This window comes from Hydrogenophaga crocea, from assembly GCF_011388215.1.
GTDB classification, from domain to species: domain Bacteria; phylum Pseudomonadota; class Gammaproteobacteria; order Burkholderiales; family Burkholderiaceae_C; genus Hydrogenophaga; species Hydrogenophaga crocea.
The window spans coordinates 533,070-544,596 of the sequence record NZ_CP049989.1 but is presented as its reverse complement, the minus strand read 5'-3'; the positions used below and the strand labels follow the sequence as shown (position 1 = coordinate 544,596).

Here is an 11,527-nt window from a genome sequence, read left to right as displayed (position 1 = left end):
CACTCACGTCCAGTTCGACGCCAGCACGGGCGCCGGCACCGAGGCGTAAGGGGTGACCGCCAGCGCCTGCGGGGCCGCGGTGCGCGGCGAGAAGTCGACCATCGCCTGCACCAGGGCATCGACCTGATCCCCAAACACCGGCTGCCCGCCGCCTGCTGCGAAGCCATCCACGCCCAGGGCCGCATCGTCGAGCCAGGGCTCATCGTCCCAAGACTCACCGCTGTCGTCTGCGGTCCACGCGGCATCGTCCGCCATTTGGCGGTACCAGAGTTGGTCGGCGGCGATGCCGGGGGCGAACGACTCCGCATCCGACCCGGCGTCCCATGTGCCCTCACCCGAATCTGCAACCCCCAGTCCGTCCAGCGGCAGAGACCAGGATTCGGGACTGCCCCAGCGAGGCAGCCCCTCTTGCCCCGTCAGGGCAGCCACGGCGTCAACCATGGCATCCCACTTCGCTTGCATCTGGACATCGGCAAACATCTTCAGGACGGTCGCATCCAACACCGACAGCGGCACGAACTGCGCAGCAGCATCGCCTGCCGCGGCATCGCCGCCTTCGGTGGCCCCACCCTGGATCCACAGGTCGCGTGGGCTGGTGCCTTTGGGGTACACGATGCGGCACATATCGCCCGCCGGATCTGCTGCGCCGAGGGACTGGCCCAGCGCTTCGTCCCAGAGAAAGCTGCCCGGCCGGCCACCCGGGGCGGGAATCATCACGCCCACCAGTTCGGGCAACACGCCACCCAGCGCCGACTGGCAAATCGCGTAGTTTTCGGCCGGTGTGAAAGGCCCCCGGATCAAGCTGTCCTTGGTGCCGGCGGCGAGGTCCTTCAAACCCTCCCAGGCCTGCCCCGCCATGCCCGTCAGGGTGTTGTTCCATTCGACGCGACCGTCGGTGTAATAGGTGTGGCCACCGGCCTGGACCGGGGACAGCATCAGCAAGGACGCCTGGCTTTCGGTCTTGAACTGGGTGAATTCCGCCGACAGCGCGTACATGGTTTCCCGGGTGGTCGCCAGTTGCATGTGCTCCATGATCGTCAGGTTGCGCTGCTGATTGCGCGTTTCGGCGTCCATCGCCATGCGGATGTATTGGCGGTCGAGCTCGAGAAAGCTGTTGTATTTCTGCGCGGCTTCGAGCTGGTCGAGTTGGGCCTGTTCGAATTGGGCTTCGGTAGCACCGCCCCTGGGCAACTGGTTTCGCACATCATTTACTTGCTTCTGCGCGACCTCATTGGCCTTTTGCAACAATTCCAATTGATCACGCCATTGCGCCTTGACTTCCGGCAGGAATGAAGGGCCAGTGTTCATACTATTCTCCTGGGGTTGCGTTGTTCAACGCGATGCATTCGTCGAGCGCAGGGTGCCATCGACGCAATTGGTTTCTCTCGTCGTCCAGGGCGGCCTGCTGCTCGCGGGGCGCCTGGTTTCGATACACCCTCAGCGACAGGTCGGCATCGGAGGATTCGTACTGGGCCATCTGGTAACCCCAGCAGTACACCAGCCGCCGGTTGCGTGCGCTGTCCAAGCCTTGTCTGTCGATGTCGCTCCAGAACGAACCCGCCGCCCGCAGGTAGCCCGCTCGAAGCGCCTTGATCAGCAGGTCGGTGCCCCGCGCCACGTCTTGTCGAAAACCATCGTTGCCCGTGCGCAACCGCCCGCCCAGCTGGATGAAGCAGTCCGGATGGCCGAGATACGCCCCTTTCTGCATCCAGTCTCTGGCCTGCGCCCTGAGCCTGGACCAATCGACGCCCGGGCGCGTGGGCAACATGACGCTGATGGCGGAAAACAGACACATGGCCCCGGCGTCCCCTTGCCGCGCCAAGGTTTGCAGCCGATTGAGTGCGGGCAAGGGGTTGTGCACCTGAACGGTGCTGGGCTCGAACACCGTCAAACTCAGATAGGCGAGCTCGAAGCCCTCTGCGGCCATGGCCCGCCAGCGCGCCTCCCTTTGAACAAGCCCATCCGGGGCGTTGTAACGGCGGCTCCAGGTGTTCCACATGTACACCTCCTTGAACAATTCGCGCTCGAATTCGGCGCGGCGTTCGGCGCTCAAGGTGGCGGCCTTGTCGGCATCAAAAACCACGCGTGGACTGGCAAAGGGATGCACGAAATGGGCCCAAATGCAAAGCGTCTGCCAGTTCCACCAGATCAGCCCGGCAGCCATCAGCAGAACCAGCCCAAGGGTGGAACCCCGGCGCTTGCGTCGGCCGGTTATCGCGGCGCTTGCTTGGGCCTCTGTCACATTCCGCTCCCGATCGCGTCCCGGAGGATTCCGGTAAACGCCGAAGCCGCAACTGTAGCGACCTGCCCTCAATTCAAACGTGGCCGGAAAAGGGCAGCGACAACCGTCACGAATACATCAGATTCGAGACAATTGTTCAAATCGGGCATTGAACCGCCTGCCAATACCCGGCAAGGCATTGAATTCACCGGTTGGTGCGGTTACCAACCCAGGTAATTGCGCGCGTATTTGCCGCGCTGATGGCGGATTGAGGTTGTGGCACAAGGGCCACAGATCGAGTGCGGGGCCGCTCGGCCCCATCCCTCTGGCGCCCTGGCGCTCAGCGCTTCCCCGAGTTCTTGAGCGCCTGCTCGGCCACCGCGTCGAGCGCCTCGTCGACCACGCTGTGGTCGGCCACCACGCGCAGCTTCTGGGTCTCGATCAGCCGGTCCACGCCGCGGCGCGTCATCGACAGCGAGCGCCCCGAGGCCGTGCCGAAAAGGAACAGCGTGCCGTGCGGGCTGGCCCAGGTGAGCTGCACGCGCAGCGTCTGTTCGTCCTGCGCCAGGTCGAACCAGCTGCCCACCGCGAGCGACGAGGCGTCGCGCAGCGCCACCTCGGCCTTGATCTCGGACCAGTCGCGCTGCATGGGCAGGGTGTTCATGAACGCCGGCTGCGTGGTCTCGGGCAGCGCGTCGTCGTAGAAGTTCGTCTCGCGCGCCTCCTGGTGGCGCATCCACAGCTCGGCGTCGTCGGGGTTGAGACGGCTGGCGTCGGGGTCGACCGGCGCCTCGGGCTGGGCCTCGAGCGCGCTCGCCGCGCGCTCGCTGCGTTGCGTCTTGTAGGCCGCTTCGTGCAGCCCCATGAGAGTCTGGAAGAAGGCCTCGACCTTCTCGCGCGGGTAGTCGATCGAATCCAGGCCTTCGCGCAGCGTGCGCAGCACCGGCGGGATCACCTTCACCAGGCGCGGCCGGTTCTGGCTCGCGAGCGCGAGCTGGCTCGACCACAGCAGATCGGACAGGATGTCCACGTAGCGCTTGGCCGTGGAATCGCCCGACAGCATGGGCGGCTGCTCGCTCTCGTCGATGCGCGCCTTGGCCACCACCTGCGCCCACACGCTGGTGAGGAAGCGGCGCACCGGACCGGGCGCCTTGGGGTAGTCGGGCCGGGCGCGGAATTCTTCGGCCACCTTCTCGGCCAGCAGCTTGCGCTGCTCCACACGCACCAGCGTCTGCACGGCACGGCCGCGCGCCTCGAGCTCGCCGCGCGGCAGCGATTCGTCCTGCGAGCGGCGCAGCCGCTCGAGCTGCGCCGGGAAGCGCGCCTCGAGCTTGCCGCCGGGGCGGCGCAGTTCGGTGACGATCTGGCGCAGCTCCGACAGGAAGCTGCTGAAGCCTTCGTCCTTCTCGCTGGTGAAGGCCAGGCCACGCGCCGTGACGTTGTCGAGCAGGCGGCGCGCCGGGTTGTTCTTGTCGGCAAAGAAGCGCGGGTTGTCGCGCGCGAGCTCGTGCAGCGCCGGCGACATGTCGCGCAGCGCCGAGCGCACCGGCCGCAGCAGGCGGCGGTCACCGGTGATGCGCTGCGTGAGCAGCGTGACGACCTCGGCCGCGATCGAGCGCGACATGCCGTCGTCGGCGGCCTGGTCGCCCCCCACCTCTTCGCTGCCCACCAGCAGCTGGTGCAGGTGGTCGAGCGTGAGCAGGGCCGCGCGCTCGGACATCGGCTCTTCGAGCAGGTCGGGGCCTTCGAGCTGTTCGTCGAGGAAGACCCGCGAATCGGGCGAGGTCACCACGTTGTAGCCCGCAGGCTGCACGCCGCGCGCGGCCAGCATCCTGTCGAGCCGCACGTACATGTCGGCCAGCGCTGCGCCGAGCGACTTGGCGCCCACCTGCAGCCAGCGCGCGCGCATGGCGGGCGCGATCTGCAGCGCCTTGAGGGCCCCCGTGAGCGTGTCGATGTAGACCGACACGCGCAGCGGATTGGCGTCGGCGTTGACCGCGCGCAGGCCCTGGGCCGTGGACAGCCGCGCCGTGAATTCGTTGAAGTGCTCCTCGGCGGCCATGGTCGCGAGCTGCTGCACGCGCGCGGTCTCGACCTTCTCCTGCACCTGGTCGTCGCCCATGAGCTCGAGCTCGTCCAGGCTCAGCGAGGTGCGGCGCACCGGGCCCGCGGCCTCGCCCGACACCCCTTCGAGCTCTTCGGCCAGTGCCGACAGCCAGTGCCGCGCCACGTTGTCGCGCTGGCGCTGCAGCAGCGTGTAGGCGTCGATCAGCGCATTGCGCTCGGGGTAGTTGGGGGCCATGGCCTCGCGCTCGCGCAGCTGGACCTGGAGACGGTCGAGCCAGGCGGGGATCCATTGGCGGGAGGCTTCAAGCGCCTCGGTCAGGCATTGCTCGTAAACCGGCAGCGGGGCGTTGGGCATGAGTCGGATGGGCGACGGTGGGGCCGGACGCATTGTCTACCCGCCACCGTATCCCAACAAGGATCGATCGGGCCCTTTTGGCCGATCAATTCACGGTTTCGGCAGAAGGTTGGCCCAGCCTTCGGCACCCAGGCGGCGCAGGGTTTCGATGTTGCGCGCCACGATGGCCTCGGCGTCGCCGCCCTCGGTGGCCACGGCCCGCGCCACGCTGTCTTCGCGCAGCAGGTGCAGCGTGGCGAAGGGCGCGCGGTTGGTGGCGTTGGTGATGTCGTCGGGCTCGGTGCCCTCGAAACGCCAGTCGGGGTGGAAGGCCGCGACCTGGATCACACCCTCGAGCCCGTGCTCGGCAACCACCTCGTCGGCGATGTCGAGAAAGTCGTTGAAGACCAGGAAGTCGGGGAACAGCGTGGGGTGCACGATCAGCGTGGTGTCGATCTGCTCGGCCGGCGTGGCGGCGAGCAGATCGAGTTCGCGGTCGAGGTCGTCGAGCAGGCCGTCCACGTGGCGCGCCTGGCTCACCACGATGCGCACCTGGTTCTTCACCCACACGGCGCGCGCGAACGGGCACAGGTTGAGGCCGATGACGGCCTTCTCCACCCAGTGCCGCGTCGCGGCGATGACGGCGGCTTCGTTCACGCGAGCGACTTGAAGCGCGGGCGCTTGGGCGCGGCGCCCTCTTCACCGAGGCGCTGCTTCTTGTCGGCCTCGTATTCCTGGTAGTTGCCGTTGAAGAAGAACCACTGGCTGTCGCCTTCGGCGGCCAGGATGTGGGTGCAGATGCGGTCGAGGAACCAGCGGTCGTGGCTGACCACCAGCGCCGAGCCCGCGAACTCGAGCAGCGCCTCTTCGAGCGCACGCAGGGTTTCCACGTCGAGGTCGTTCGAGGGTTCGTCGAGCAGCAGCACGTTGCCGCCCTCGCTGAGCATCTTGGCCAGGTGCAGGCGGCCGCGCTCACCGCCCGAGAGGTTCTTCACCAGCTTCTGCTGGTCGCCGCCCGAGAAGTTGAAGCGGCCGCAGTAGGCGCGGCTGGGCATCTGGAACTTGCCCACGGTGATCATGTCGAGGCCGCCCGAGATGTCTTCCCACACGGTCTTGTCGCCGGCCAGGCCGTCGCGGCTCTGGTCGACGGCGGCGATCTTCACGGTCTGGCCGATCTTGACCTCACCGCTGTCGGGCTGTTCCTTGCCGGTGATGAGCTTGAACAGCGTGGACTTGCCGGCGCCGTTGGGGCCGATGATGCCCACGATGGCGCCCGCGGGCACCGAGAAGCTCAGGTTGTCGATCAGCAGGCGGTCGCCGTAGCTCTTGCTCACGCCCTTGAACTCGATCACCTCGTTGCCCAGGCGGTCGGCCACGGGGATGAAGATCTCGTTGGTCTCGTTGCGCTTCTGGTATTCGACGTCGCTGAGTTCCTCGAAGCGGGCCAGGCGCGCCTTGCTCTTGGCCTGGCGGCCCTTGGCGTTGGAGCGCACCCACTTGAGTTCTTCCTTCATGGCCTTGCGGCGCGCGTCTTCGGAGCGCTGTTCCTGCTCCAGGCGGGCCTCTTTCTGCTCGAGCCAGCTCGAGTAGTTGCCCTTGTAGGGAATGCCGTGGCCGCGGTCGAGTTCGAGGATCCACTCGGCCGCGTTGTCGAGGAAGTAGCGGTCGTGGGTGATGGCCACCACGGTGCCCGAGAAGCGCTGCAGGAAGTGTTCGAGCCACTCCACCGACTCGGCGTCCAGGTGGTTGGTGGGTTCGTCGAGCAGCAGCATGTCGGGCTTGGACAGCAGCATGCAGCACAGCGCCACGCGGCGCTTTTCGCCACCGGAGAGCAGGCCGATCTTGGCGTCCCAGGTCGGCAGGCGCAGCGCGTCGGCGGCGATCTCGAGCTGGTGCTCGGAGTCGGTGCCGGCGGTGGCGATGATGGCCTCGAGCTGGGCCTGCTCGGCCGCGAGCGCGTCGAAGTCGGCGTTTTCCTCGGCGTAGGCCGCGTACACCTCTTCGAGGCGCTTCTGCGCGGCGCGCACCTCGCCCATGCTGTCTTCCACGGCCTCACGCACGGTTTGCTCGGGGTTGAGCTGCGGCTCCTGCGGCAGGTAGCCGATGCGGATGCCCGGCATGGGCGTGGCCTCGCCCTCGATCTCCTTGTCCAGGCCGGCCATGATCTTGAGCAGCGTGGACTTGCCCGAGCCGTTGAGGCCGAGCACGCCGATCTTGGCGCCGGGGAAGAAGGACAGCGAGATGTCCTTGAGGATCTGGCGTTTGGGCGGCACGATCTTGCCGACCCGGTTCATGGTGAAGACGTATTGGGCCATGGTGGTCTGTGAAGAATTTGCAGCGCCGGGCACAGCGCAAAACCCTGGATTATCGACCCATGCCACAATACGGGCCGTCTGGGCACATCAGTTGGCCCGGCACCAGCTGTCTGCTGGGGGCGCGCTTCCCGCGCGGAAGCCGCCCAATCCCCCGGAAATCCATCGGCCCCCGACTGAGCGGGGCGGCGCCCCAACCGGCACCCCCGAGCGGCCGATGCCCCCCAGCACCCAGGAAGGGTGCCGCTTCACACAATGAATTTCGAAGAACTGAACCTGGCCCCGGCCATCGTGCAAGCCGTGCAGGAGCACGGCTACAACACCCCGACCCCGATCCAGGTCGAGGCCATCCCCGCCGTGCTCGCGGGCCGCGACCTGCTCGCCGGCGCGCAGACCGGCACCGGCAAGACCGCCGCCTTCACGCTGCCCATGCTGCAGCGCCTCTCGCAGGGTCCGCGCGGCGCCAACCGCTTCGGCGGCATCGGCATCCGGGCCCTGGTGCTCACGCCCACGCGCGAACTCGCGGCCCAGGTCGAAGAGTCGGTGCGCGTCTACGGCAAGCACGTCGACCTGAGCTCCGCCGTGGTCTTCGGCGGCGTCGGCATGAACCCCCAGATCAACGCCATGAAGCGCGGCGTCGACATCCTGGTCGCCACGCCCGGCCGCCTGCTCGACCTGCAGCAACAGGGCTTCCTCGACCTGTCCACCGTGCAGATGCTGGTGCTCGACGAAGCCGACCGCATGCTCGACATGGGCTTCATCCACGACGTGAAGAAGGTGCTGGCCCTGCTGCCCCAGAGCAAGCAGAGCCTGCTGTTCTCGGCCACCTTCAGCGACGAGATCCGCGAACTCGCCAACGGCCTGCTCAAGGACCCGCAGCACATCCAGGTCACGCCGCCCAACACCACGGTGCAGCGCATCACCCAGGTCATCCACCCCGTGGGCCGCGGCAAGAAGAAGGCGCTGCTGGTGCACATCATCCAGCTGCACAACTGGAGCCAGGTGCTGGTGTTCACGCGCACCAAGTTCGGCGCCAACAACGTGGCCGAGTACCTCAACAAGCACGGCGTCACGGCCATGGCGCTGCACGGCAACAAGAGCCAGGGTGCGCGCACCCAGGCGCTGGCCGGCTTCAAGAGCGGCGAGATCCGCGCCCTCGTGGCCACCGACATCGCCGCCCGCGGCATCGACATCGACGAGTTGCCGCACGTCGTCAACTACGACATCCCCAACATCTGCGAAGACTACGTGCACCGCATCGGCCGCACCGGCCGCGCGGGCCGCGAAGGCCAGGCGGTCAACCTCGTGAGCCTCGACGAAGAGGGCTTCATGATGGAGATCGAGCGCTTCACCAAGCAGCAGATCCCGGTCGAGATGTTCGCCGAGTTCATGCCCGAACCGGGCGAGAAGGCCGAGCCCATCGCCATGGGCCGCCAGACCCTCTGGGGCGGCGCCGGCAAGCCGCCCAGCCGCGAGGTGATGGCCGCGGCCGCCAAGGCCGCGCGCCAGGAGATGGTGCAGCGCATCCGCGAGAAAAAGTCCAACGAAGGCCCGGGCCGCGGCCAGGGCGAAGGCAACGGCCAGGGTCAGGGCCAGAACCGCAACGGCCAGAACCGCCACAAGGCCAAGGGCCCGCGCCCGCAGGGCCAGGGCCAGGGCAATGGCCAGAACTTCAACGCCGGCGGCGGCCAGCAGCGCCAGCGCCCGCCGCGCGGCGATCGCCCGCCGCGCTTCGAGGGCGAAGAGGGCCACGAGCGCCAGCCGGGCCCGAACGCCCACCTGGGCAGCCTGCGCATCCGCGACCCCAAGCCGCGCCAGGCCAACCCCAACGGCCAGCCCGATCCGCTGCGCACCGGCATCGACGCCATGCGCACGAGCAACCGCCACAAGAAAAAGGGCAAGGGCGGCGGCGGCGGCCCGCGTGGCGATGGTCCGGTGGATCCGCTGCGCACCTCCTTCGGCCGCATCGGAAACAACTGAAGCGCCCCCACGCTCCGCCGCTGCGCGGGTCGCTGCCCCCCGAGGGGGCTGATCCGGCTTGGGGCGGCCCGGCGCCGGATCGTGTCGGCCCCCACGCTGCGTGGGTCGCTCAGCCCTTCACAAAGGCCGTCACCAGCGGCTCGTCGCCCACCTGGCGGCTCCAGTGGCCGTGCACGGTGGGGTCGAAGGTGGCGCCGGCCGGCAGCGTGTCGGCGGAATAGAAATGCTCGCCCGGGCCGAAGACCCGGCTGCTGCCATCCTGCAGGCCGATCTCCATGCGCCCGCGCAGCACGAACAGCCACTGCGGGCTCTCGGTGCAATGGAAGGCGCTGCGAAAACCCACCGGGCTCTCGCGCAGTTGCAGGCCGGTGGCCGGCTGCAGGGCCGACAGGCGCGCCGCCGGCGTGCCCTGGTCGAGCGGCAGACGCTCTTCGCGAAAGCGCGCGCGGCCGTCGGTGTCGGTGAAGAGGATGACGCGGGTTAAGCTGCTCATGCCCCGACACTAACCGAATCCCGCGCCGCGCCACCCGGGCCGCCGACAAGGTTTCCCGGCACGGGCGCCGCCGACGGGGTCGCGGGACACGCGCTTTTTCGCGCACACTCTCGGTTCATGCGAATCCTGCTCGCCGAAGACGATCCCATGCTCGGACCCGGCCTAGAGCGTGGCTTGGGCATGGCCGGCTTCGCGGTCGACTGGGTGCGCGACGGCGTCGAGGCCCAGACCGCGCTCGAGGCCGGCGGCCACGAGGTGCTGGTGCTCGACATCGGCCTGCCACGCCAGGACGGCCTTCAGCTGCTGCGTTGGCTGCGCGCCGACCAGCACGACATCCCGGTGCTGGTGGTGTCGGCGCGCGACGGCGTGAACGACCGCGTGACCGGCCTGAACCTGGGCGCCGACGATTACCTCACCAAACCCTTCGATCTCGACGAGCTGATCGCGCGCGTGCACGCGCTGGCGCGGCGCCGCCAGGGCCGGCCCCAGCCCGAAATGCGGCTGGGCGCGCTCATGCTGCAGCCGCAGCGCCGCGAGGTCACGCTCGAGGGCCAGCCCGTGCAGCTCTCTCCGCGCGAGTTCGACCTGCTGGCCGCGCTCATGGAACGCCCCGGCCACGTGCTCTCGCGCGAGCAGCTCGAGCAGCGCCTGTACTCGTGGCAGGACGAGGTCGCGAGCAACGCCATCGAAGTGCACCTGCACCACCTGCGCCGCAAGCTCGGCGCGGCCTGGATACGCAACGTGCGCGGCGTGGGCTACAAGCTGGTCGAACCGGGTCCGGCATGAGGTCGATCCGCCAGCGCCTGCTGTCGTGGCAGGTGGGCGCGCTGATCGTTGCGGCCGTGCTCGAAGGCCTGCTCACCCACCACCTGGCCTGGGGCGCGTTCAACGATGTGCGCGACAACAGCCTGCAGCTGATCGCGCACTCGGTGGTGCGCCACGGCGTGCCCCCGCCCGGCGACCCCGGCGCGGCCGCAGACGCCCTGGCCACTTCGCAGCCCATCTCGAGCGACCTCGGTCACTTCACGACCCAGATCTGGAGCCCCGATGGCCGGCTGCTGTACAGCTCGCTCGCGGGCGGCGGGCCCGCGCTGCAGCCGCCCGGGCTGCACGTGGTGCCCTGGGGCGGCGAGGAATGGCGCGTCTACACCCTCGCCGATCCGCGCCAGACCGTGCAGGTGGCCGTGACCTCGGCCGACCGCCTCGCGCGCTTCGCCGAATTCGTGCCCTGGCTGCTGGCGCCGCTGGCGCTGCTGGTGGCGGTGATGTGGCTGCTCATGCCCACCGCCGTCAACAGCGCCCTCGCCCCGCTCGATGCCTGGGGGCGCGACCTGCGCCGGCGCGACGTGCAGCACCTGCACCCCGTGGCCACCCAGGCCCTGCCCGACGAACTGGTGCCGCTGGGCGACGCGCTCAACTCGCTGCTCGCGCGCGTGGACACCCTGCTCAACGACCAGCGCGCGCTGCTCGCCGACGTGGCCCACGAGCTCAACACGCCGCTGGCCGCGATCAAGCTGCAGGCCCAGCTCGCGCGCCGCAGCGCCGAGACCGAGGCGCAGCGCCGTGCGGCCTTCGACGAGCTCGACCGCGGCATCGCGCGCGCCACCCACCTGGTGGCCCAGCTGCTGCAGATCGCACGGCTCGAACCCGGCGTGCGCGAGCACCGCCCCGAGCCGCTGCGGCTGGACCGCCTCGCCGCCGAGGCGGTGGGTAGCTTCTCGGCGCGCGCCGACGAGCGCGAGGTCGACCTGGGCCTGTCGCCCAGCGAGCCGCTGGACGTGATGGGCGACCCGCACGACCTGCGTGTGCTGGTCGACAACCTCATCGACAACGCCCTGCGCCACACGCCGCGCGGCAGCCGCGTGGATGTGGAGGTGCGCGCGCGCGACGGCTGGGCCTGGCTGGCCGTGAGCGACAACGGGCCCGGCATCGCCGCGCCCGACCGCGAGCGCGCGCTGCAGCGCTTTGCGCGCCTGCGCCCCGAACAGACCACGGGCAGCGGCCTCGGGCTGGCCATCGTGCACCAGATCGTGCAGCGCCACGGCGGTCAGCTGCAGCTCGACGGGGCCGAGGGCGGCGGCCTGCGCGTGCGCGTGGGCCTGCCGCTGCGCGGTTAAGCT

At 68.9% G+C, this 11,527-nt stretch carries 9 protein-coding genes; 3 read left to right on the top strand and 6 right to left on the bottom strand.

The features are described from left to right. Positions 1-3: 3 nt before the first annotated feature. From G9Q37_RS02555 to ettA, 5 genes are all read right to left on the bottom strand, one after another. Complete coding sequence (locus tag G9Q37_RS02555; RefSeq protein ID WP_166224129.1) at positions 4-1,308, bottom strand: hypothetical protein; 1,305 nt, start codon at positions 1,306-1,308, stop codon at positions 4-6. Position 1,309: 1 nt separating this feature from the next. Beyond that, complete coding sequence (locus G9Q37_RS02550) at positions 1,310-2,242, bottom strand: SEL1-like repeat protein (protein WP_166224126.1); 933 nt, start codon at positions 2,240-2,242, stop codon at positions 1,310-1,312. Positions 2,243-2,561: 319 nt separating this feature from the next. Next, complete coding sequence (locus G9Q37_RS02545) at positions 2,562-4,643, bottom strand: DUF1631 family protein (RefSeq protein ID WP_166224123.1); 2,082 nt, start codon at positions 4,641-4,643, stop codon at positions 2,562-2,564. A gap of 90 nt (positions 4,644-4,733) precedes the next feature. Then, entirely contained in the window at positions 4,734-5,279 is a 546-nt protein-coding gene (locus G9Q37_RS02540; protein WP_166224121.1) for a DUF1415 domain-containing protein, read from the bottom strand. Then, the gene (ettA, locus tag G9Q37_RS02535; RefSeq protein WP_166224119.1) at positions 5,276-6,937 is read right to left on the bottom strand and encodes an energy-dependent translational throttle protein EttA; all 1,662 of its coding nucleotides are present in this window, start codon (positions 6,935-6,937) and stop codon (positions 5,276-5,278) included. Before ettA ends, G9Q37_RS02540 begins: the two co-directional genes overlap by 4 nt. A gap of 252 nt (positions 6,938-7,189) precedes the next feature. Between ettA and G9Q37_RS02530 the strand changes: the two genes are divergently transcribed. Continuing rightward, positions 7,190-8,914 carry a DEAD/DEAH box helicase gene (locus tag G9Q37_RS02530; protein WP_166224117.1) on the top strand — a complete coding sequence of 575 codons (1,725 nt, stop codon included), beginning with the start codon at positions 7,190-7,192 and terminating at the stop codon, positions 8,912-8,914. A gap of 109 nt (positions 8,915-9,023) precedes the next feature. Here G9Q37_RS02530 and G9Q37_RS02525 read toward each other — a convergent pair whose 3' ends face one another. Continuing rightward, entirely contained in the window at positions 9,024-9,407 is a 384-nt protein-coding gene (locus G9Q37_RS02525; protein WP_166224115.1) for a cupin domain-containing protein, read from the bottom strand. 117 nt (positions 9,408-9,524) lie between these two features. Between G9Q37_RS02525 and G9Q37_RS02520 the strand changes: the two genes are divergently transcribed. After that, entirely contained in the window at positions 9,525-10,193 is a 669-nt protein-coding gene (locus tag G9Q37_RS02520) for a response regulator (protein WP_166224113.1), read from the top strand. Then, the gene (locus G9Q37_RS02515; protein WP_166224111.1) at positions 10,190-11,524 is read left to right on the top strand and encodes a sensor histidine kinase; all 1,335 of its coding nucleotides are present in this window, start codon (positions 10,190-10,192) and stop codon (positions 11,522-11,524) included. The genes G9Q37_RS02520 and G9Q37_RS02515 overlap by 4 nt, the downstream gene beginning before the upstream one ends. Positions 11,525-11,527 lie beyond the last annotated feature (3 nt).

What these genes read in the sequence shown, in the direction of transcription:
- G9Q37_RS02555 (WP_166224129.1), bottom strand. Translation starts at nt 1,308, where the DNA reads ATGAACACTGGCCCTTCATTCCTGCCGGAAGTCAAGGCGCAATGGCGT.
- G9Q37_RS02545 (WP_166224123.1), bottom strand. Translation starts at nt 4,643, where the DNA reads ATGCCCAACGCCCCGCTGCCGGTTTACGAGCAATGCCTGACCGAGGCG.
- ettA (WP_166224119.1), bottom strand. Translation starts at nt 6,937, where the DNA reads ATGGCCCAATACGTCTTCACCATGAACCGGGTCGGCAAGATCGTGCCG.
- G9Q37_RS02530 (WP_166224117.1), top strand. Translation starts at nt 7,190, where the DNA reads ATGAATTTCGAAGAACTGAACCTGGCCCCGGCCATCGTGCAAGCCGTG.
- G9Q37_RS02525 (WP_166224115.1), bottom strand. Translation starts at nt 9,407, where the DNA reads ATGAGCAGCTTAACCCGCGTCATCCTCTTCACCGACACCGACGGCCGC.
- G9Q37_RS02520 (WP_166224113.1), top strand. Translation starts at nt 9,525, where the DNA reads ATGCGAATCCTGCTCGCCGAAGACGATCCCATGCTCGGACCCGGCCTA.
- G9Q37_RS02515 (WP_166224111.1), top strand. Translation starts at nt 10,190, where the DNA reads ATGAGGTCGATCCGCCAGCGCCTGCTGTCGTGGCAGGTGGGCGCGCTG.